At 65.8% G+C, this 21,545-nt stretch carries 19 protein-coding genes, 1 tRNA gene and 1 pseudogene; 11 read left to right on the top strand and 10 right to left on the bottom strand.

Annotated features, from left to right (window positions below):
• Positions 1-86: 86 nt before the first annotated feature.
• Positions 87-680 carry a hypothetical protein gene (locus L8F97_RS04780; RefSeq protein WP_242146951.1) on the bottom strand — a complete coding sequence of 198 codons (594 nt, stop codon included), beginning with the start codon at positions 678-680 and terminating at the stop codon, positions 87-89.
• 78 nt (positions 681-758) lie between these two features.
• Here L8F97_RS04780 and L8F97_RS04775 point away from each other — a divergent pair.
• Positions 759-1,637: pseudogene (locus L8F97_RS04775) on the top strand (YifB family Mg chelatase-like AAA ATPase); the annotation flags it as partial.
• A gap of 11 nt (positions 1,638-1,648) precedes the next feature.
• The gene (locus tag L8F97_RS04770) at positions 1,649-2,059 is read left to right on the top strand and encodes a DUF805 domain-containing protein (protein WP_242146949.1); all 411 of its coding nucleotides are present in this window, start codon (positions 1,649-1,651) and stop codon (positions 2,057-2,059) included.
• Here the strand turns inward: L8F97_RS04770 and L8F97_RS04765 are convergent.
• The 3 genes from L8F97_RS04765 to L8F97_RS04755 all read right to left on the bottom strand — a co-directional run bounded on the left by L8F97_RS04765 (position 2,043) and on the right by L8F97_RS04755 (position 4,674).
• Positions 2,043-2,504, bottom strand: a complete 462-nt coding sequence (locus L8F97_RS04765; RefSeq protein ID WP_242146947.1) for a GreA/GreB family elongation factor — start codon at positions 2,502-2,504, stop codon at positions 2,043-2,045. The two genes, L8F97_RS04770 and L8F97_RS04765, sit on opposite strands and share 17 nt — an antisense overlap.
• A gap of 75 nt (positions 2,505-2,579) precedes the next feature.
• A complete protein-coding gene (locus L8F97_RS04760) occupies positions 2,580-3,695 on the bottom strand; it encodes a metallophosphoesterase (protein WP_242146944.1) in 1,116 nt (371 codons plus the stop codon).
• Positions 3,696-3,753: 58 nt separating this feature from the next.
• Positions 3,754-4,674: an SDR family oxidoreductase gene (locus tag L8F97_RS04755; RefSeq protein ID WP_242146943.1), complete on the bottom strand. Its 921-nt coding sequence runs from the start codon at positions 4,672-4,674 to the stop codon at positions 3,754-3,756.
• 161 nt (positions 4,675-4,835) lie between these two features.
• Between L8F97_RS04755 and L8F97_RS04750 the strand changes: the two genes are divergently transcribed.
• Both L8F97_RS04750 and L8F97_RS04745 read left to right on the top strand, forming a co-directional pair.
• Positions 4,836-5,348, top strand: coding sequence for a TetR/AcrR family transcriptional regulator (locus tag L8F97_RS04750; RefSeq protein ID WP_242146941.1), 513 nt, complete (start codon positions 4,836-4,838; stop codon positions 5,346-5,348).
• Between the two features lie 66 nt (positions 5,349-5,414).
• The gene (locus L8F97_RS04745; RefSeq protein WP_242146939.1) at positions 5,415-7,802 is read left to right on the top strand and encodes a membrane-bound PQQ-dependent dehydrogenase, glucose/quinate/shikimate family; all 2,388 of its coding nucleotides are present in this window, start codon (positions 5,415-5,417) and stop codon (positions 7,800-7,802) included.
• A 4-nt stretch (positions 7,803-7,806) separates the two neighbouring features.
• Here the strand turns inward: L8F97_RS04745 and L8F97_RS04740 are convergent, their stop codons facing one another.
• Positions 7,807-8,664 carry an oxygenase MpaB family protein gene (locus L8F97_RS04740; RefSeq protein WP_242146937.1) on the bottom strand — a complete coding sequence of 286 codons (858 nt, stop codon included), beginning with the start codon at positions 8,662-8,664 and terminating at the stop codon, positions 7,807-7,809.
• 142 nt (positions 8,665-8,806) lie between these two features.
• On the opposite strand from L8F97_RS04740, the gene L8F97_RS04735 reads away from it, so the two are divergent.
• Complete coding sequence (locus tag L8F97_RS04735; RefSeq protein ID WP_242146936.1) at positions 8,807-9,679, top strand: type 1 glutamine amidotransferase; 873 nt, start codon at positions 8,807-8,809, stop codon at positions 9,677-9,679.
• Positions 9,680-9,693: 14 nt separating this feature from the next.
• Here the strand turns inward: L8F97_RS04735 and L8F97_RS04730 are convergent, their stop codons facing one another.
• The 5 genes from L8F97_RS04730 to L8F97_RS04710 all read right to left on the bottom strand — a co-directional run bounded on the left by L8F97_RS04730 (position 9,694) and on the right by L8F97_RS04710 (position 14,255).
• Positions 9,694-10,266, bottom strand: coding sequence for a DNA-3-methyladenine glycosylase (locus tag L8F97_RS04730; RefSeq protein ID WP_242146934.1), 573 nt, complete (start codon positions 10,264-10,266; stop codon positions 9,694-9,696).
• A gap of 11 nt (positions 10,267-10,277) precedes the next feature.
• Positions 10,278-10,703 carry a MerR family transcriptional regulator gene (locus L8F97_RS04725; RefSeq protein WP_242147184.1) on the bottom strand — a complete coding sequence of 142 codons (426 nt, stop codon included), beginning with the start codon at positions 10,701-10,703 and terminating at the stop codon, positions 10,278-10,280.
• Positions 10,704-10,835: 132 nt separating this feature from the next.
• Complete coding sequence (locus L8F97_RS04720; RefSeq protein WP_242146931.1) at positions 10,836-12,494, bottom strand: long-chain-fatty-acid--CoA ligase; 1,659 nt, start codon at positions 12,492-12,494, stop codon at positions 10,836-10,838.
• 15 nt (positions 12,495-12,509) lie between these two features.
• A complete protein-coding gene (locus L8F97_RS04715; RefSeq protein ID WP_242146929.1) occupies positions 12,510-13,808 on the bottom strand; it encodes an OmpP1/FadL family transporter in 1,299 nt (432 codons plus the stop codon).
• Positions 13,809-13,853: 45 nt separating this feature from the next.
• On the bottom strand, positions 13,854-14,255 hold the full coding sequence (locus L8F97_RS04710; protein ID WP_242146927.1) for a DUF2147 domain-containing protein: 402 nt from the start codon (positions 14,253-14,255) through the stop codon (positions 13,854-13,856).
• 184 nt (positions 14,256-14,439) lie between these two features.
• Here L8F97_RS04710 and L8F97_RS04705 point away from each other — a divergent pair, with 184 nt between their 5' ends.
• From L8F97_RS04705 to L8F97_RS04680, 6 genes are all read left to right on the top strand, one after another.
• Positions 14,440-15,576 (top strand): thiolase family protein, encoded by a 1,137-nt coding sequence (locus L8F97_RS04705; protein WP_242146925.1) that lies wholly within the window; start codon positions 14,440-14,442, stop codon positions 15,574-15,576.
• Entirely contained in the window at positions 15,573-17,894 is a 2,322-nt protein-coding gene (locus tag L8F97_RS04700) for a 3-hydroxyacyl-CoA dehydrogenase NAD-binding domain-containing protein (RefSeq protein ID WP_242146923.1), read from the top strand. The genes L8F97_RS04705 and L8F97_RS04700 overlap by 4 nt, the downstream gene beginning before the upstream one ends.
• Positions 17,895-17,906: 12 nt before the next feature.
• Complete coding sequence (locus L8F97_RS04695) at positions 17,907-19,697, top strand: acyl-CoA dehydrogenase C-terminal domain-containing protein (protein ID WP_242146921.1); 1,791 nt, start codon at positions 17,907-17,909, stop codon at positions 19,695-19,697.
• Positions 19,694-20,590, top strand: coding sequence for an NAD(P)H-dependent flavin oxidoreductase (locus tag L8F97_RS04690; RefSeq protein WP_242147182.1), 897 nt, complete (start codon positions 19,694-19,696; stop codon positions 20,588-20,590). The genes L8F97_RS04695 and L8F97_RS04690 overlap by 4 nt, the downstream gene beginning before the upstream one ends.
• On the top strand, positions 20,587-21,021 hold the full coding sequence (locus L8F97_RS04685) for a PaaI family thioesterase (RefSeq protein ID WP_242146919.1): 435 nt from the start codon (positions 20,587-20,589) through the stop codon (positions 21,019-21,021). The genes L8F97_RS04690 and L8F97_RS04685 overlap by 4 nt, the downstream gene beginning before the upstream one ends.
• A 410-nt stretch (positions 21,022-21,431) precedes the next feature.
• A tRNA-Leu gene (locus L8F97_RS04680) sits at positions 21,432-21,516 on the top strand.
• Positions 21,517-21,545: the final 29 nt, after the last annotated feature.

The following is a 21,545-nucleotide window of genomic DNA, read 5'->3' as shown; positions in this document are numbered from 1 at the left end:
TGGCCATTCGCCTTTTGGGCGAGTGTGAGTGGATCCGCTCGCTGGCGCAAACGGGCGCGTCGCACAGCTGGGCTGCAAGCCTCGGATCAATCCATCCGATCGGAATAACCCTTCTCGCTCGACCAGTAGGCCCAGTGTTCGTGCGCCCATTCGTCCACCATGGTAAAGAGGAGGCCTTCACTTCGTACGCGGTTACCGTTTTCCATGGTTCGCAGTCGTTTGACGTTGCGAATGGAGCGCACGATGGGGTTCGCACGAATGAAGAACCACGGCTTGTATCTGCTGAAGTCGATGATTTTACAAAGTCTGTAGGTTTCGCGCGGAAGACCGATGCAGACCTGCTCGGGAAGGGATACGTCGAACAGCGTCAGCGACGAAGTGCCCGGGAGATGCTCGCGGTATCGGCACCAGCTATACTCGAGATCGAGTACCGCACGCGGATGGTAGCGTTGGTGCGTGAGCGAGCCCCTCACCAGACCACGCATTTGCACGAGCACGTTGCAATCGGAGTCGACACCGTAAGGGTTCGCCACGAACCGCACTTGCTGTCTGCCGGATCTGTTGATGCCACCTCCGCTCTGCGCGAGGCCGGGTTTCAGATCCACATCCGAAAGGAAGTTCGCGCACGCCCGGCTAATCGCCGCCTCCGACATGATCTTCTCTCTCACCCGATCGTACATGCTCAGCTTCCTTACAACGTTCGTGCTCAGGTGAATGGGGATCGATGACTGCGGAACCTTCTAGGTGTAGCTATATAAAACCTGCTGATGATCGGCCCGCCCGGCGCGGGAAAGTCGCTGATGGCGGCGTGCCTGCCCGGCATCCTGCCCCCGCTGGACGCTGGAGAAGCGCTGGAGGTGTCGATGGTGGCGAGCGTCGCGGGCACGCTCGCGGGCGGGCGGCTGACGCGGGCGCGGCCGTTCCGCGCGCCCCACCATTCCGCGTCGATGGCGGCGCTGACCGGCGGCGGCCTCAAGGTCAAACCGGGCGAGGTCAGCCTCGCGCATCTCGGCGTGCTGTTCCTTGATGAGCTGCCCGAGTTCCAGCGTGCGGTGCTCGATTCGCTGCGTCAGCCGCTGGAGACCGGCACGGTCAGTGTGGCGCGGGCCAATGCGCACGTCACCTTCCCGGCGCGCGTACAACTGGTCGCGGCGATGAACCCGTGCCGCTGCGGGCATCTCGGCGATGCGGCGCTGGCGTGTTCGCGTGCACCGAAATGCGCGGCGGATTATCAGGCCAAGGTGTCCGGCCCGCTGCTCGACCGCATCGACCTGCATGTCGAGGTGCAGGCGCTGACCGCCGCCGATCTGGTACTGCCGCCCGCAGCGGAGGGCTCGGCGGAGGTGCGCGGGCGCGTTGCGGCGGCGCGGGCGGTGCAAACCGAACGGTATGCCGGCCAGCCGGTGCGGACCAACGCGGAGGCGGACGGTGTGTTGCTCGATACGTTCTCTACGCCCGATGACGCGGGGCGCGCCTTGCTCGCGCAAGCGTCGGAGACGATGCGGCTCTCCGCACGCGGCTACACGCGCATTCTGCGGGTCGCGCGCACGATCGCCGATCTGGCGGGGAGCGAGCGCGTTGGGCGACTACACATCGCCGAGGCGCTCAGCTATCGGCGGCGTGCGCCGGTGAATTAGAAGGACGCCGGATGGTCTTGATAATACGTCCGTTCAGACACTATGCCGACTTCTCGGGACGATCGCGTGCTGCGGAGGTCTGGGCCTTGCAGGCGGTTCAGATCACCGTGCTGGCAGTCGGATATGTGCTGCTGGCCACAATCGTCGGTTTCGAACAGGGCGCGGGCACCGGCCGGCCGGTGCTTGCCTTCCAGATCTTCATGGCGCTGCTTTTGCTGTTCGCGCTCGGCACGCTCATCCCATCCGTCGCGGTTCTCGTGCGGCGCTTTCACGATCAAGACATGTCGGGCTGGTTCCTGCTGCTGTACCTCGTGCCGTATGTCGGTACGCTGATCGTGCTGTTTTTCCTGTGTCGGCCGGGTACCGGCGGCGCAAATCACTACGGCGCCGATCCGCGCGGGGAGGTCAGACGGCCGGCGTGATCGACATCACTTCGATCGCATCGGCCTTGCCAGCGAAATCGATGGTCTCGCCCACTTCCGCCCCGATCATCGCGCGGGCGAGCGGCGCGGAGAAGGCGATGCGACCGGCCGCCGGGTCGCTTTCGTCAAAGCCGACGATCTCGATCTCGCGGGGCGCGCCGTTCAGGATAAAGCCGACCCGGGTGCCGATCGCGACCGCATCGCCGGTTGCCGGGGCGGCGACTTCGGCCGTCGTTTCGCGCGTCGCCCAATAGCGCAGGTCACGCTCGGCAAGGGCGCGGTCCTCGCCTTCGCTCGCGGCGACACGGGCGCGGAAGTGCACGACCTGTTCACGGATCAGGTTCAGCCCGCGTGCGGTGACGAGGTTGGCGCCAGGCGGAATCGGCAGCTCGAACCGGGGTTCCTTATGCTCCTCGTCGCTCTCGCGTCGGAATGCCACGCTCACTTTTGTTTCTCCTGATCGATCATCGCGGCTTGTCGCTGGTTTGCGACAGCGCGTCCAAGATATTCCGGTGCGGAGTCATGCCCGGCGCAGCGTGATCCGGGTCAGTTCGGATGGCCTGCCGAGCCGCAGCGCGAAACCGGGCCAGATGCCGGTGCCGTTGTTGACGTAGAGCGTCATCCCGCCGACCGCGTAGCGCCCCGAAACGAAGCCGCCGTTGGCGCGCGCGACGATCCGGTCGAGGCCGACGATCATACCGCCGTGCGTGTGGCCGGACAGTTGGAGCGCGACGCCGCGCTCCGCCGCCTGTCGCGCCCGCGAGGGTTCGTGGTCGAGCAGCACGATGGGCGCACCGACCGGCGCACCGGCCAGCGCGGCTGCTAAATCGGGCAGCGGCTTGCCGGCGCCGCGCGCCGACGGATCGGTGACGCCGGCGAGCACCAGCGTCGCGTCGCTACGCGTCAGCGCGACGTGGGCGTTGGCGAGGATCCGCATGCCGAGGCCGGCGAGATGCTGCATCCACGGATCGTAGCCGGAGAGGTATTCGTGATTGCCGGGGATCAGGTACACGCCCTCGCGCGCGGCAAGGTCGCGTAGCGGCGCTACTGCGGCGCAGCGGTTGGCGACGCTGCCGTCGATCACATCGCCGGTGACGACGATCAGGTCCACACCGAGCGCGTTGGTGGCGTCCACAACCGCTTGCGTCCAGGCGGGCGGGAACAGCCGGCTGATGTGCAGATCGGTGAGTTGCACCAGCGTGTAGCCATCGAAGGCTTCGGGAAGGTTGGCGATGCCGACCGTCACGTCCTTGAGGCGCGGTACGCGCGCCGCCTGCGACACGCCGAACCCGGCGAGCAGAAAGGCGGTGGCGCCAGCGATGTATCGCGGCATGACCCACACGCCACCGGCGCCGATGCGGACGATGATCGCGAGCAGATGGGCGAGATCGAGCGCGATCTGGAACGCGGCGAGCAGGACCACCGCGCCGAATGCCCAGTTGAACGCGATCACCACCGGGCGCGGAAATTCAGGTGAGAACACCGAGCCGGACGACAGCTTGCTCCAGTAATGGAATTGCGAGCCGATCAGCAGGACCAGCGCGACCGCGAGCTTGGCGGTGACGTCCCACGGCAATGGCCAGATCGAGCGCGTGGCGACGTAGAGCCAGGGTAGCGCAAACACCAGATTGAACATCGTGCGGGGTCTCTTGATGAAGGCTATGGCCGGGCTACGAGCAGTGCGGGTGAGGGGCTCAGCCGAACGTCACGCCGGTCAGCGCTTCCGATTGCGCCCACAGTTGTGCGGCAACCGCCGCGTCAAATGCCTGCGGCGCAGCCTTGGCGATGCCCGGCGCGCCCTTCAGTTCCTTCCAGCCGCTGGGCCCGAAATATATTCCGCCGACCGCCACCGGGAGGGTCGCCGCCATCAGTTGCGGCAAAGCGCCGAGGCGCGCCGGCTGGCCGATCAGGTTTACGGCAATCCGGCTCGCCATCGTCATCAGCGAGTTGCCCGCCGCCGGTCCGTTGGTCATCAGGTTGGTGGTGGCGATGCCCGGATGTGCGGCGACGCTGGTCAGCCCCCAGCCGTACGCACGGCTGCGACGGTCGAGCTCCAGCGCGAACATCAGCATCGCCAGCTTTGATTGCGAATATACCGGCCACGGCTTGTAACCGTGTGCATAGTTGAGATCGTCGAGACGGATCGTGCCGGCGCGGTGCGCGATGCTGGAGAGTTGCACGACCCGGGCGCTGCCGGCGATCAGCAACGGCAGCAGCCGGCCGGTCAGCGCGAAATGGGAAAGGTAGTTGGTGCCGAACTGCCGCTCGAATCCGTCTACGGTCGTCTCGCGGCTGGGTAGCGCCATCACGCCGGCATTGTTGACGAGAATGTCGATCGGCTGCCCCGCCAACAGCATCCGGTCGGTGAACGCCGCCACCGATGCGAGGCTGGCGAGATCCATCGCCTCAAAACGAACCCTGGCGTCGGTATGGCGCGCGCGGATCGTCGTTTCGGCGGCATTGCCCTTCGCGGTGTTGCGGCCGGCGAGGATCACCTCCGCACCCGCTCCCGCCAGCGCGATCGCCGTTTCCAGCCCAAGTCCGCCGGTCGCCCCGGTCACGATCGCCAGTTTGCCCGAGAGATCCGGGATGTCGTCAATGGTCCAGTTCGCCAACGTCGCTACCCCTTGCATGATCACGCGCCACGGCAGCGCGGTTGCAATATCATGCATTGAGTGCAAATATGCAAGAAGTGCAAAAAGCAGGTACTTCCGCTTCGGCCTCCTTGCGGGCGCGCAAACGCGCGGAGACGCATGCCCGTATTCAGGCAACGGCATTGCGTTTGTTTCTGGAGCGCGGCTTCGAACCGACGACGATGGACGACATCGCGCGCGCCGCCGATGTCTCGCGTCGCAGCCTGTTTCACTATTTCGCCTCCAAGGAAGAGATCGTCTTTTCCGCAAAGGCCGACTTTCCCGATCATCTTGGGCAAGCGGTGGCGGCGCGGCCGGCGGATGAGCCGCTGCTCGACATGGTCGAGAACGCGCTGATCGACATGGCGCGGCGGCATCTGTCCGCACAGACCCGCGATCTGGCGAGACTGATCCGCGACACCCCGGCGCTGAGCGCGGGCGATCAGGCGAAATACGAGAAGGTCGAGCGCGTGCTCGCCAAGGCACTCGCCGATCGCAAGGGGCTGCCCGATACCGATATTCGCTGCCGTGTCACCGCCGCTGCCGCGATCTCCCTTCTCAAGCTGGCCACTGCGGCGTGGTTGGAGGGGGAGGAGGCCAGCTCGGAAATCTACGGTCGTGCCGCCTTTGCCGCGCTGAAAACTGTCGTGCGGTAGTATAGGACGTCTCACCGGAACATTGCCGCGCCATGAGAGTCCTAGCGGCGAATTCGGAGTTTCATGATGAACCACGCTCGACGCCCTGCGCGGTGGCCTCGCATTCTCGCCATCATCATCGGTGTGGCGGGCGTGGTGAATCTCGTCGGCGGCGGCTGGCTGGCGGCACTTGGTGGCAGTCTGTTTTATGCGATTGCGGGGCTGACAATGCTCGCCACCGCGGTGCTGTTGTGGCGGCGGAGGACGGCGGCTCTGTATGTGTTCGCCGCGCTGGTGCTGGGCACGGTCGTCTGGGCCTGGGCGGAGATCGGCGCGGATTGGTGGCCGCTGGTGCCACGCGGCGACATCATCTTCGTGTTCGGTGCGTTGCTGGTGCTGCCGGGAACGGTCAAGCGGCTCACGCCGGCTGCCGGCTGGGTGCGCGCGGGCGGGCCGCTCGCCATCGCGTTGGTTGTCGCCGCCCTGTTCGGCGCGATATCGCTGACACGCGATGTGCACGATCTCGACGGAACGTTGCCGGGGCCACGGGTCGCGCTGGCTGCGAACCTGCACGGCGTAGCTGACGATGACTGGCAGGCATATGCGCGCAGCTGGTTCGGCGATAAATTCTCACCGCTGGCGCAGATCACGCCCGCCAACGTCGGCAATCTCAAGGTCGCGTGGCAGCTGGAAACGGGCGACATCAAGCGCGAGAGCGATCCCGGCGAGACTACTTACGAAATGACGCCGATCAAGATCGGTAACACGGTGTACCTCTGCACGCCGCACAACTGGGTGATCGCGGTGGATGCGGAAACCGGCAAGCAGCGCTGGCGCTTCGACCCGCATATCGCCACGTCCAAGAAGAATATGCAGCACCTGACGTGTCGCGGCGTCTCCTACTGGGATAGCGCCAAGGCAGGCGCGAGCACGGCGGATTGCCCGCAGCGCATCTTCCTCGCCACCAACGACAGCCGCCTGATCGCGCTCGATCCGCGCACCGGCACGTTGTGCCGAAGCTTCGGGCAGAACGGTACGGTCAGCCTGCTGCCCGGCCAACCGCATTACAACCAGGGCTGGTATCAGGTGACCTCCGCCCCGCTGGTGGCGCGCGGAATGGTCATCACCGGCGGCGCGGTGTTCGACAATATCTCCACCAAGGTACCCTCGGGCGTGATCCGTGGCTATGACGCCGCCACCGGCAAACTCGTGTGGAACTTCGATCCGGGCAACCCCGGCGACACTGCCCCGCTGGGTGCGGGCAGGCAGTATACGCCATCGTCGCCGAATACGTGGAGCACGCCGGCTGCCGACGAGACGCTCGGGCTGGTGTATCTGCCGATGGGGATGGGCGCGGTCGACCAATGGGGCGGCAACCGCCCCGCCACGACCGAGCGGTTCGCCACGTCGGTGCTGGCACTCGACATCGCTACCGGCAAGCCGCGCTGGATCTACCAGACCGTGCACCATGACCTGTGGGACATGGACGTGCCCGCGCAGCCCGTGTTGGTCGATCTGAACCTGCCCGGCCGGGGCAGCGTGCCGGCGCTGGTACAATCGACCAAGACGGGCAATCTGTTCGTGCTAGATCGGCGCACCGGCCGGCCGATCTTTCCGGCCCCCGAAAGACCGGTGCCGGCCGGCGCCGTGCCGGGCGACCACACGTCGCCGACGCAGCCGTTCTCGTCCGTGTCGCTGATGCCCGCACCTGTGCGCGAGAAGGATATGTGGGGCGCGACCATGATCGACCAACTGTGGTGCCGCATCCGCTATCGTTCGCTCGACTATCGCGGTGCGTTCACGCCGCCGTCGCTGAAAGGCTCGTTGGTGTTTCCGGGTAATTTCGGGGTGATGGACTGGGGCGGCATCTCGATCGATCCGGTACGGCAGATTGCCTTTGCGCACCCGAACTACGTCGCGTTCGTCGATCGGTTGGTGCCGCGCAAGGACGATGCCGGCGGGCCCAACGAACGCGGCCCAGCGGGCGGCTCGGATCGGCGTGGATCGACGGAAGAAGGCTACAACCCCAACACAGGCGCGCCGTTTGCGGTCGATATGAACCCGTTCCTGTCGTTCACCGGCCTGCCGTGCCAGCAGCCGCCATGGGGCTATGTCGCGGGCATCGATCTCACCACCGGCAAAAAGGTGTGGGAGCATAAGAACGGCACGATACGCGACGAAACGCCGCTGCCGATCGCGCTGAAGCTCGGCGTGCCATCGCTTGGCGGACCAATCACGACGGCCGGCGGCGTCGCCTTCATGGCAGCGGCGATCGACAACTACGTGCGCGCATACGACACCCGCACCGGCAAAGTGCTGTGGCGGGCACGGCTGCCGGCGGGCGGTCAGGCGACGCCGATGTCGTACCGTTCGGCGGCGAGTGGTCGGCAGTTCGTGGTGGTGGTGGCAGGCGGACACGGCTCGCTCGGCACCAGGCTCGGCGACTCGGTGATCGCCTACGCATTACCGAAATAAGGGCTCAGGGGGTCGCGAACGCCCACCGCAGCGTCTTGGCGAGGCCTAGCGCGCCGGTGCTGACGATCGGGCGCACCAGCGTCGGGGAGGCGGGGAGGCCATGCATCCGGCGTGCCCAGTCGGGCAGCAGATCGACCGCCGCTTGCATCGTCACGCGTTGCAGCGGTATCGCCAGCGGATTGTCCGGCATGTGGCCGAGCACGAGCCGCGCGACCTCGCGCGTGCGATCATCCGCGACGAGCTGCGGCCGGGCAGATTCCAGCGCGCGTGCGGTGTGTGCCTTGTCGACCGGGAGATCGCTCGCCCCCAGTGCCGCGCCGACCCTGGCGAAATCCTCGAAATAGCGGTCCTCCGCCGAGCGCGGAAGCCGCCGGTTGCCGTAGCGTTGCCACGCCGCAAGAAAGCACCACGCCTCGGTGATATGAACCCATGCAAGCAGATCGGGATCATCCGCGCGATAGGGCGTGCCGTCCACCAGCGTGCCGCCGATATGGCTGTGAACCGCACGCACGCGGGCAATCGCCGCAGTGGCATCGGCGCGATCGCCGTAGGTCGTGGTCGACACGAAGCGCGCCGTTCGCCGGAGCCGGCCGACCATGTCTTTGCGGAAGTTGGAATGGTCCCATACCCCCGCGAGGACCGCCGGATGCAGCATCTGAAGCAACAGCGCCGAGACGCCGCCGATAATCATCGTGGTAACGTCGCCGTGCACGCGCCAGATCGCCGAATCGGGTGTGAACAGCGCGTTGGCACTGCGCACGACGGGCCGCTCGCCCCGGGATGTATCGTTGAACAGTCCAACGACTTGCTGGACGATGCCGTGCTTGGCGTGTGCGCGTAGCGAGAAACTGCGGTCGATCATCCTTGGCTGAACGCGCCCTCGGGCGTTTCGTCGCAGGCGGGTGGTTGTTACACGCAGAATATTGATATTCTTGAGGAATGGCGGTCTTTGCGGACCTGAACCACTGTTGGACCGTTGGTGCCTGCTCCGACCGAGCGAGCCTATGACAAGCAGACAGTTGAACTTCCTCATCGCCGAAAGCGAACCACCGGCCGCGCGCGAGAAACGCCGCAAGAGCGTCGGCAAAAGCTCTGGCGAAACCTACGAAGCGCTGCTCGGCCACGTCGCGCCCGGCGCGCGGTGTACGCGCGTTGCGCCGGCCGACGATCGCGATGCACCACTCGGCAGCGACACGCTTGCCGACTACGACGCCGTCTTCATCACCGGATCGCCGTTGCACCTTTACGAGGATGCGCCGGAATGTCGGCGGATCGTCGACTTCATGCGCGCGGTGTTCGCCTCCGGCACGCCGGCGTTCGGATCGTGCGCAGGGCTTCAGGTCGCCACGGTCGCGGCCGGCGGCAGCGTGCGGCCGATGGGCGAGCGGCGCGAGGCGGGCTTCGCGCGCCGCATCGTCGCGACGGACGTCGGGCGCTACCATCCGCTGCTTGCCGGGCGGGCGGCGAGCTTCGACGCACCGGCGATCCATACGGACGAGGTCGAGCAACTGCCCGATGGTGCCACACTCCTGGCGTCGAATGGCACCACGCACGTCCAGGCGGCCGAGATCCGCTATGGCAAGGGTGTGTTCTGGGGTGTGCAATATCACCCCGAGATCAGCCTGTTCGAAGTGGCGGCGGCGCTGCGCCGGCAGACGGATGATCTGCTTGAAAACGGACTCGCTTGCGATGCCGGCGCGATCGAGGAGCACGCCGCGTTGATCGAGGCGCTGCACGACGCGCCGGATCGCCGCGATCTCGCGTGGCGGCTCGGTCTCGATCGTGAGGTGACGGTGCCAGAACGGCGCTCGGTTGAAATCCGTAACTTCGTCGAACAGCTCGTGGTGCCGACACGTGCGGAACGGGGCCGTGATTGACGAGCGAGCTGGTGTCAGGCGCTGCGTCGCGGCCGGCGCGCACCGGCGGGACGGCTTAGAAACCGTGATCCGTCCAGACAGAAACGCCTCGGCAGTTCGACCGCGACGCTGATGCCGATCCGTGGGCCCGAGATGATTGTGGGTTCGGCTTCTCGCAAACCGAACGTGAAAGGTGGCTGGTCAAGCGGCAGGCCGTCGAAGCGGCCGTCGATGCCGAGTGCCTGACACAGCCGACCCGGCCCGGCGCACAACAGCCGGTCATCGACGGCACCGCGCCGCGCGCGCATCGCCGCGACGCCGACGTCCGGCGTGATCGCGCGGATCAACACGCCGGCGCCGTGCCCGCAGGTGACGTTCATGCACCAGTGCAGGCCGTGGCTGCGATAAACATACGCGTGGGCGGCAGGGCCGAACATGCTCGCGTTGCGCCGTGTCGGTCCGCGAAACGTGTGCGCGGCGGGATCATCCGAATCATACGCTTCGGTTTCGACGATCGCGCCGCCCACACCGCGAACGAAGATCGAGACGCCGATCAGGTCGCGTGCGACCTGATCGGCGTCACGCTCGAAGAAGGTGTGGTCGGGCACGGCGCAGGCGCTCAGTCGCGGCTTTCGGCTCGCCCGATCTGCCGGACGCGCGCCGATGCTTCCTGTTCGATCTGGCGCAGCTCCTGTATGGTTTCCTCGATCGCCGCACGCTGGTGTTCGAGATCATCGATCCGCTCCCGCACACGACCGGCGAGCCGCGCCATCTGTTCGACGTGATCCGGGTCGACATCGTACAGGTCGAGGAATTCCTTGATTTCCCGGATCGAGAATCCGAGCCGCTTGCCACGCAGGATAAGCTGCATCCGGCCGACGTCGCGTTTCGAGTAGACGCGTGTGCTACCAATCCGCTGCGGTTCGACCAGTCCCTTGTCTTCGTAAAATCGCAATGTCCGCTGCGTGACGCCGAGTTGGCGCGCGACCTCCTGAATGCCCTTACCGGCATCGTCGACCGCGTGTTTGCGCACGACGGCCCGCATCGTATCGAGCGAGCTTTCCACGCGCGTGGTCATCGCGTCATCCAAAGAATGTGCCCCGGCATGTTCCGCGTTCCTGCTATCCAACATCTTGCCCACCCGTGGCGGAACACCAATCAAGCGCCTGCGGGCCCGTCAAGCGAGTCGCGCCCGTTCTTCCTCGACCAGTTCCTTCTTGGAAAGTTTGCCGATCAGCGTTTTCGGCAGGCTGTCGCGGATCTCGAACGCGCGCGGTACCTCGATCTTGTTGAGCCGCTCCTCCAGGAAATGTTGCAGGTCCGGGATGGCGAGTTCCATGCCTTCATGCAGCGCGACGAACAGCTTCGGCGACTGCCCGCGATAGGCGTCGGGGATGGCGATCGCGATCGCTTCCTTGATGGCGGGGTGCTGATAGGCGGCATCCTCGATCATGCGCGGGTAGACGTTGTAGCCGCCGCACAGGATGACGTCCTTGATACGATCGACCAGGAACAGATAGCCATCGGCGTCGAGATAACCGATATCGCCGGTGCGCAGCGCGCCATCGACAAACACCGCCTCGCTATCCTCGGGCTTGCGCCAATAACCCTTCATGATCTGCGGTCCGCGCGCGCAGACCTCGCCGCGCTCGCCCTCCGGCAGGATGGAGTGCGGAGCGGCTAATGCCCGGATTTCGAGGGTGGTGCCGGGGAAGCGTGGCCCGCAACTGTCGTCCTTGACCAATCCGTCGAGCGGGTTGCACGCGATGATCGGCGCGCTTTCCGACAGGCCGTAGCCCTCGACCACGCGCGCGCCGGTGCGCCGCTCGAATGTCTCGCGGATGTCGAGCGGCAGCGGCGCGCCGCCCGAGATGCAGGCGCGGACATGCGATAGGTCTGGGATCTGGTGCTTCGGCAATTCGTTCATCGCGCCATAGATTGTGGGCACGCCGAAGAACTGCGTCGGCGGTTTGCGTTTCATGGTGGCGAGCATCTGCGCCATGTTGAAACGCGGCAGCAGCACCATTTCCGCGCCGATTTCGACCGAGAAGTTGAGCACGGTGGTCAGCGCGAAGACGTGGAACATCGGCAATACGCCGAGCGTGCGGTCCTGGTACGGCTTGCGCCCGCCGACATGCACCAGCATCTGCGCGCTGTTGGCGGCAAGATTGGCGTGGGTCAGCATCGCACCCTTGGGCGTGCCGGTGGTCCCGCCGGTATATTGCAGCACCGCGACGTTGTGCGAGCTCATCTCGACGCGATCGGGCGCGGTATGGTTCGACAGCAGCGCGCGCAGCCGGATGGTATGGCTTTCGTCCGCGACGTGCGCGTGATCCTTGCGTTTGAAGAACTGGAAGCCGATCGCCTGCAAGGTCGGCAGCATGTCCGTCATGCCGCACAACACGATCTGTTCGATGCCGGCGGCGGAGGCGACCGCCTGCACCTTGCCGTGGATCACGTCGAGATCGGGCACCGCGATCATCCGCGTGCCGGAGTCGCGGATCTGATGGTCGAGCTCCGGCTTGGTGTAGAGCGGGTTGAACGGCACGACAATCGCACCGACCCGCAGCGCCGCGAAGTACAGCACCACATAATATGGACAGTTCGGCAGGCAGAGGCCGAAGCGGTCGCCCGGCTTCAGCCCCCGGTCCTGAAGTCCACGCGCCGCATGATCGACCAGTCTGCCGATCGCCTTGTACGTCCAGGTGCGTCCAAGAAAGTCGACCGCGATCCGCTCGGGCCATGTGGTGACCGCATGGTCGAGAAGATCGGTCAGCAGGCGCGGCCGGAACTCCGGTTCCGACGCGTCCAGGTGCGAGGATGCGAGTGTGGGCATGTCAGCGTTCCCGCATCAGAACCGCAACCGGCCGCCGAGCGACAGCACGACCGCGCTCGCCTTCTGCAACTCGCCGTTGACAAGGATCGGCGTTTGCGCAGCGGTGCCGGCGTATGCGGCGGTCAGCCGGTCGATCTTGGCGTTCTTGAACATGATGTACGACACCGCAGTGTCGAGCGTGAACGCCTTGGTGACGGCAATGCTCGCGCCGGTCGCGAAGTTCCAGCGGTCGGCATCCGGTACGCGCGCATCGCGGTCGCCGTCGCTGGTCGGGCTGTCGTCGTGCTGCACGCCCGCACGCAGCGTCAACTGCGGCGCGACCGCGACGTCGATGCCGCCGGCATAGCTCCATGTGTCGTGGTAGCCTTCGGGGATCGCAACGTTGAGCGGCGCGCCGATCCGGATCGCGTCGAATTCCGACCAGCCGGACCGCACCGCCTGCGCGTTGAGCGTGACCTTTGGCGACACCGCCGCGCGCGCGCCGAACGTCACCTGCCAGGGGGTGCTGAACCGCGCGTCGGTGGCGATACGGCTGTTCTGCGCCGCGAGTGGCCCCAGCAACCCGGTGGTCGTCACCGAACCTTTCAGGTTATGTTCGATCTTCGACTTGTAACTCGCCGCGAGCGTGATCGGCCCGGTGCGGAACTGCGCGCCAACCGTGTAGCCGAAGTCCCAGCCGTTGCCCTTCAACTCCTGATGCCCATCGGCGAGAAGGGGCGATAGGTTCGGCAGCGCGTTCGACAATTGCGCATCGGAATATTCGGCGTTGAGCGCCGCGCCGATCGCGATCTGCGGCGTCACCATGAAGGCGACCGAGGGCTGGAGATCGTAGGTGCGCAGCTTGGTGCGATCGGCGGTGTAGCGTACCCAGCTCGTCAGCGGGTAATCCGTCGTGAAGCTGAACGGCGAAGTCGCGGCCAGGCCGATGCTCAGGCGCGGCGTGATCGCGCAGGAAATTGCGCCTGAGGGTAGTACGCCGTTGCGGATCGGATTGGCGCTGCGGGCATCGCCGCCGACTGCCCGTGCCGGCTGGCCGGGGCGCACGATTACCGTACCCTGGTTGACGACGGTGCCCTTTGGCAAGATCCCGCTGACACCGAGCGAGCCTGCGCAGCCCTGCTGATCGGCGATCGACGCCGGGTTCCACCACAGCGACTCCGGTCCCTGATCGGCGACTTCGCCGGAGAAGGCGCGACCGGCGCCTTTCACCGACTGTTCCTGAAGGTAGAACGCACTCGCGTGGCCCGCGCCGGAATAGGCAAAGAACGCCACCGGCATCACCGCGAGCGAGGAGATCTTCCGAAAATTGCGCATATAATCCTCCATCCTACGTCTTTTCTTATGTCCGTGATCTTCGGATCAGCGGATCCGCGTCCAAACCTGCGTCTTGCACAGCGGCCACACGATGCAACCTTTCAGCTTGATCTGGTTGGCGCTCGTCGGGGTGAGCGTGGCGGTATAGGTGCCGCCGTCGTCGGCGTTGTAGATCGTGCCATCCGCCCACGCGTTGGATTTCCACGCGAAGCCTTCGAGGATCACCAGCCCCTTCAGCGCGCGCGACCGTTTCGCGGCATCCTTGTTCTTGATGTCCTTCAGGTGCGGATCGGCGCGCAGGCCATCCGAATCCATCAGCGATCCGCAGATCGATGCGCCGCATTTCGTGATCTCGACGACGCCGTGCCGCACCGGCGTCTGCCAGCGACCGATCGCCGCATCCGGGGTGGCCGTATAGGCCGCCGCTGCTGCCAAAAGCTCTAACATCCTCTCTCCTTCGACCATCGCGATACCGGTTGATCCGGCGTGCTGGCGCAGACGGTTCCGCTGTTTACGAAATCCGCGAATCGCAGTCTGCCGCAAAAATCAGTTGACGTATAGGTCAATTATCGCACCATTAGGGGATGGTGAGCGGGACGGTGATTCCCGCGTCCTTTGGAGAGGCTGTTCGATGCGCGACGTGGTTATCGCGGGCTATGCCCGCTCTCCCTTTCATCTGGCGAACAAGGGTGCGCTGGCGCGGGTCCGCCCGGACGATCTCGCCGCGAGCGTGATCCGCGGGCTGATCGAACGCACCGGCGTGAAGGCGGAGGATATCGAGGATATCATCCTCGGCTGTGCCTTTCCCGAGGGCGAGCAGGGCTTCAACATCGCGCGGCTGGTCGGGCTGCTTGCCGATCTGCCGCTGTCGGTCGGCGGCATGACGGTGAACCGGTTCTGCGGATCGTCGATGAGCGCGATCCACATCGCCGCCGGCCAGATCCAGCTTGGTGCGGGCGAGGCGTTCATCTGCGCGGGCGTCGAGGCGATGAGCCGGGTGCCGATGATGGGCTTCAACCCGCTGCCCAACCCCGCGCTTGCCAAGAAGAGCGACGCCTACATGGGCATGGGCGACACCGCCGAGAACGTCGCGACCAAGTATCAGATTACGCGCGCCCAGCAGGAAGCGTTCGCGGTGACGAGTCAGGACAAGGCGGTGGCGGCGATCGCGGCGGGCAAGCTCGACGCCGAGATCGTACCGATCACCACCAAGGCGGGTGTGGTCGACAAGGACGGCACGCCGCGCCCCCGCACCACGGCGGAGGCGCTCGCCGGGCTGAAGCCCGCGTTCAGCCAGGACGGCACGGTGACGGCGGGCACCGCCTCGCCGCTCACCGACGGCGCCAGCGCGGTGCTGGTGACGAGCGAGGACTATGCGCGCGCCAACGGCCTGACGATCCTCGCGCGGATCAAGTCGGTGGCGGTGTCGGGCTGCTCGCCCGAGATTATGGGGATCGGTCCGGTTGAGGCGTCGCGCAAGGCGCTGGCGCGGGCGGGGGTCGAGGTTGGCCAGCTCGACGTGGTGGAACTCAACGAGGCATTCGCCAGTCAGGCACTCGCCTGCATCGGCGATCTCGGGCTCGATCAGGCCAAGGTCAATCTTGACGGCGGCGCGATCGCGATCGGCCATCCACTCGGCGCGACCGGCGCGCGTATCGTTGGCAAGGCGGCGGCGCTGCTCAGCCGCGAGGGCGGCAAATACGCGCTCGCCACCCAGTGTATTGGCGGCGGGCAGGGCATCGCCACCGTGCTGGAGGCGGTGGAATGAGTGACACGATCGCAAAAGTCTGCGTGATCGGCGCGGGCACGATGGGTGCGGGCATCGCCGCGCAGGTCGCCAATGCCGGGGTGCCGGTGCTTCTGCTCGACATCGTCCGCGACGCGGAGGATCGCAACGCAGTCGCGGCGGGGGCGGTGGCAAAGATGCTCAAGACCGAGCCGGCACCGTTCATGTCGAAGGCGGCGGCGAAGCTGGTCGAGGTCGGCAATATCGAGGATGATCTCGCCCGCGTCGCCGAGTGCGACTGGATTGTCGAGGCGATCGTCGAGCGGATCGACCTCAAACAGGCTCTTTACGAGAAGATCGAGGCGGTGCGCCGCCCCGGCACGGCGGTGTCGTCGAACACCTCGACCATCCCGCTCGCGCACCTGACCGAAGGCCGGTCGGAGACCTTCGCGCGCGATTTCCTCATCACCCACTTCTTTAATCCGCCGCGCTACATGCGGTTGCTTGAGATCGTCTCGGCACCGCAGACCGATGCCGCGCTGGTCGCGCGTGTCGCCGATTTCGCCGATCGCCGCATGGGCAAGACCATCGTCCACGCCAAGGATACCCCCGGCTTCATCGCCAACCGCGTCGGCACCTTCTGGATCCAGGCGGCGATCAACGCGGCGTTCGAGCTCGGCCTCACCGTCGAGGAAGCTGATGCGATCGCCGGCAAGCCGATGGGCGTGCCTAAGACCGGCGTGTTCGGGCTGGTCGATCTGGTCGGCATCGACCTGATGCCGCATCTGCAGAAGAGCCTGACCGGGACGCTCGCGAAGGACGATCCCTATCAGGCGATCTCGGCGATCCCGCCGCTGATCGAGCGGATGATCGCCGACGGCTATACCGGCCGCAAGGGCAAGGGCGGTTTCTACCGGCTCAACCGCGAGGCGGGCAAGCGCAAGGAAGCGATCGATCTCACCACCGGCGAATACCGCCCGGTCGTCGCTCCGGCGTCGCTGCCGGGCGCGGCGGCGAAAGGCGATCTCGCCGCGCTGCTGAGCGTTCCGGGCAAGGTCGGTGCATACGCCTGGGCGATCCTCGGCGCGACGCTCTCCTATGCCGCCAGCCTCGTGCCGGACGCGGCGGACGATGTGATCGGCGTCGATACCGCGATGAAGCTCGGCTACAACTGGACGTACGGCCCGTTCGAGTTGATCGATAAGATCGGCGCGGCCAAGCTCGCAGAGCGGCTGGCGGCAGAGGGCAAGCCGGTGCCGCCGATCCTCGGCCTCGCGGGGGAGCGCAGCTTCTACCGGGTGGAGGACGGCAAGCGCCAGTTCCTCGGCCTCGACGGCGACTATCACGACGTGGTGCGCCCCGCGGGCGTGACCCTGCTCGCCGATGTGAAGCTCACCGCCAAGCCGCTGGTCAAGACCGGCTCCGCCGCGCTGTGGGATGTCGGTGACGGCGTTGCCGCGCTCGAATTCGCCGGCAAGATGAACGCGCTCGACGGAGAGGTGATGAAGGCGATCGGCCTCGCCATTCCGATCGTGTCTGAGAAGTTCAAGGCGCTGGTGATCTACAATGAGGGCAGCAACTTCTCGGCCGGTGCCAACCTCGGCCTCGCCATGTTCGCGCTCAACATCGCGGCGTGGGGGGAGATCGACAAGCTCGTCGCCGGTGGTCAGGAGGCGTACAAGGCGCTGAAATACGCACCGTTCCCGGTGGTGAGCGCGCCGTTCGGCATGGCGCTGGGCGGGGGGTGCGAGATCCTGCTCAACAGCGATGCGGTGCAGGCACATGCCGAGACCTATACCGGTCTGGTCGAATGCGGCGTTGGCCTCGTCCCCGGTTGGGGCGGCTGCGGCGAGATGATCGACCGCCTCCGCAGCGCAGCCGGCATGCCGAAGGGGCCGATGCCCGCCGTCGCCAAGGTGTTCGAAACCGTCTCAACCGCGACCGTATCCAAATCCGCTGCGCAGGCGAAGGAGATCGGCTTCCTGCGGCCCAACGACGGCGTCACCATGAACCGCGACCGGCTGCTCGCCGACGCCAAGGCCAAGGCACTATCGCTGGTCGATGGCTATCAGCCGCCCAAGCCACCCGAGTTCCGCCTGCCTGGGCCGAGCGGCCGCACTGCGCTCGACATGGCGGTGAAGGGCTTCCAGAAGCGCGGCCTCGCCACCGAGTATGACGGCGTCGTCTCGGGCTATCTCGCCGATGTGCTGACCGGCGGCGAGGCAGATCTGGTCGATACCGTCACCGAAGCCGACCTGCTCGCGCTCGAACGCAAGGCCTTCGCCAAGCTGGTGCGCGACCCCCGCACGCAGGCGCGGATCGAGCATATTCTCGACACCGGCAAACCGCTCCGCAATTGAGAGACCGCACCCATGCAAGTCTATGACGCCCCGCTGCGCGACATGCGCTTCGTCCTCAACGAGCTGCACACCGACGATGGCTTCGGGGACATCCCCGCGCTCGCCGAGTTTACGCCCGATCTGACCGACGCCGTGCTGGAGGAAGCCGCGCGGTTCAGCCGCGAGATACTCGCACCGCTTAACCGGTCGGGCGATGAGGAGGGCTGCCACTACGAAAACGGCGTCGTGCGAACGCCCGAGGGCTTCAGGGAGGCGTACCAGCAGTTCGCCGATAGCGGCTGGACGTCGCTCGCCGCCGATCCGCAGTGGGGCGGGCAGGGCTTGCCCGAGGCGCTCAACAAGCTGGTCGAGGAGATGAGCTGTTCGGCCAACCTCTCGTTCGGCCTGTATCCCGGCCTTGCCGCCGGCGCGACCACGGCGATCATGGGCTATGCCAGCGAGGACCTCAAACAGGCCTATTTGCCCAATATGGTCAGCGGCAAATGGTCGGGCACAATGTGCCTGACGGAAGCGCATTGCGGCACCGATCTCGGCATGTTGCGCACCCGCGCGGTGCCGCAGGACGACGGCAGCTACCGTATCACCGGCTCGAAAATTTTCATCTCGGCGGGTGAGCATGACCTGACCGAGAACATCGTCCACCTCGTGCTCGCGCGGCTGCCCGATGCGCCCAAGGGCGTGAAGGGGATCAGCCTCTTCCTGGTGCCGAAGTATCTCCCCAAGGACGATGGCTCGGTCGGCCCGTCGAACGGCGTGCTGTGCGCCAATATCGAGCACAAGATGGGTCTCAAAGCCTCGGCGACGTGCCAGATGAATTTCGAGGATTCGACCGGCTGGCTGGTCGGCGAGCCGAACAAGGGCATGGCCGCGATGTTCACAATGATGAACACCGAGCGCGTCTCGGTTGGCATTCAGGGGCTTGGCGTCGGTGAGGCGGCGTATCAGGCGGCGGTGTATTACGCGAAGGATCGGCTGCAGGGCCGTGCGCTGTCGGGCGTCAAGAACCCGGACGGCCCCGCCGATCCGATCATCGTCCATCCCGACGTGCGCCGCATGCTGATGACGATGCGCGCGTATAACGAAGGGTGCCGCGCGTTGTCGGCATGGGTGTCGCGCGCGCTCGACGCGGAGAAACATTCGCCCGACCCGGAGGTGCGGCAGCGCGCGGAGGATTTCGTGGCGCTGATGACGCCGGTGGTGAAGGCGCTGTTCACCGATCTCGGCCACGAAAGCGCGCATCTCGCGGTGCAATGCTACGGCGGCCACGGCTACATTCGCGAGAGCGGTGTCGAGCAATATGCCCGCGATGCCCGGATCGCGATGATCTATGAAGGCACCAACGGCATTCAGGCGCTCGATCTGGTCGGCCGTAAGCTGGGCGCGCATACCGGGCGGTATCTGCGCAGCTTCTTCCATCCGGTGTCGCAGTTCATCGAGGAGAATAGTGGCGAGGGGCCGCTCAAGCCGATGGTCGACGGCCTCGCCCGGGCGTTCGGCGCATTACAGCTCTCCACCGCCACCATCGCGCAGCGCGGGCTCGCCGACCCTGAGGAAGCGGGTGCGGCCTCGACCGATTACCTGCGGCTGCTCGGGCTGGTAGCGATCGCCTATTGCTATGCCAAGGCGACCAAGCTGTCGGCGCTGAAGCTGATGTTCGGCGCGGAGGACAAGGCGTTCTACGACGCCAAGATCAAGACCGCGACGTTCTTCTACGAACGCATCCTGCCGCAGACCGCCGCCCTGTTCCTCCAGATCAAGGCGGGCAAGAAATCGATGATGGCGCTCGACGCGGAGGCGTTCTGACGCTGCCGGCAGTACTGACCGAGCGGCTCGCCATCCCGGCGATCGTCGCGCCGATGTTCCTCGTTTCTGGCGTGGAACTGGTGGTGGCGTGCTGCTCGGCGGGGCTGCTCGGCACGTTTCCGGCGCTCAACGCGCGGACGGGTGACGATCTCGAACGCTGGCTGGACGCGATAGAGAGCCGGCTGGGCGCCGAGGCCTCGCCATTCGGCATCAATCTGATCGTCCACAAGAGCAACGTCCGGCAGGAGGCCGATCTTGCCCGCATCGTCGGGCACAAGGTGCCGGTGGTCATCACCTCTCTTGGCGCGGTGCCTGATATCGTCGCGGCGGTGCATTCGTACGGCGGCATCGTGCTGCACGACGTCATCAACGTCCGCCATGCGGAAAAGGCAGTCGCCGCCGGCGCGGACGGGCTGATCGCGGTGTGCGCGGGTGCGGGTGGTCATGCCGGCACGCTCAGCCCGTTCGCCTTGGTGGCGGAAATCCGGTCGTTCTTCGACGGACCGCTCGCGTTGGCAGGCGCGATTACCGAGGGGCGGCACATCGCCGCCGCGCGGATGATGGGCGCCGATCTCGCCTATCTCGGCTCCCACTTCATCGTGGCAGAGGAGAGCATGGCAAGCGACGCGCAAAAGGCGATGATGATCGGCGCGCGCGCCGCCGATATCGTCCATACCGACCGCGTAACCGGCGTTGCCGCCAATTTCCTCAAGCCCAGCCTCGACGCTGCGACCCTGCCGGATGCGCATGGCGGCCTCTCGCTTGCCGAGGAAGCGCGCGCGTGGAAGTCGATCTGGTCGGCGGGGCACGGCGTAGGCGCGGCGCAGGCGGTACAGCCGGCGCGCGCGCTGTGCGCAACGCTGATCGCGCAGTATCGGGAGGCGTGTGCATGAGCGGGCTGGACGAGATACGCGCGATGATCGCGGCCGGTGAACGCCCGCCGATGATGGAACTGCTCGACATCGACCTTGCCGAAGTCGAGCACGGCTACGTCGTCTTTACCGCTACGCCGAGCGGATTGCATTACAACCCGCTTGGCATCGTCCACGGCGGGTTTGCGGCAACGCTGCTCGATTCCGCCTGCGGGCTCGCCGCAAGCAGCGCCACCGCTGTGGCGATGAATTGCGTTACGCTGGAGATCAAGATCAGCTACCATGCCGCGTTGACCGCACGGTCTGGTGAAGTGCGCGCGGTTGGTCGGTTATTGTCGCTCGGCAAGCGGGTCGCCTATACCGAGGCGAAGCTGCTTGGGGCGGATGACAAGCTGTATGCCTCCGCTACGTCGACTCTGCTGCTGTCAGAACGGCGTTCGGACTTCGGCTAGATAACCGCGCCGAAATACTTGCAGCCCTGCCGGTACCCAAAGCTGCCGCCCGGACAGACGTTCAGGCCGCGCGGGCAACCTGCCGCGCTTCGGCATCGTTGGCGGCGCTAGGGGCATCGACCATGGTTTTGCTCCGCATCGAGAGCAGCAGGTAGACAAGCGTGAACATCTTAGACCTCTGGGTTTGCTGCATTGCAACGTCACCGGCGATATGATCGGCCGAGGGTGCCGTGACAAATGCGAAGATCGCGTTCGCAGTTGCACAATATGAGTTCAGCGATGATTGCGAGGTGATCGTCCGCCGCGCTCGATGACGCACGTAAGCGTCACGATCTTTCGATTGGCTCTGGAAATCCGCGCCAGCTTTGCATATAGGCCGCGCTTCGCTGTCCGGCTAAGCCGGTTGCCTTGCGGGCGTGGTGAAATTGGTAGACGCGCGGGACTCAAAATCCCGTTCCGAAAGGAGTGTCGGTTCGACCCCGACCGCCCGCACCAAAGCCGAAGACTTGAAGTGGCCTAGGCCC

The sequence above is a fragment of the Sphingomonas sp. BAUL-RG-20F-R05-02 genome (assembly GCF_022662305.1).
Classification (GTDB): Bacteria; Pseudomonadota; Alphaproteobacteria; order Sphingomonadales; family Sphingomonadaceae; genus Sphingomonas.
The sequence above is the reverse complement of the archived record's forward strand: the minus strand, read 5'-3'. Positions and strand labels throughout refer to the sequence as shown.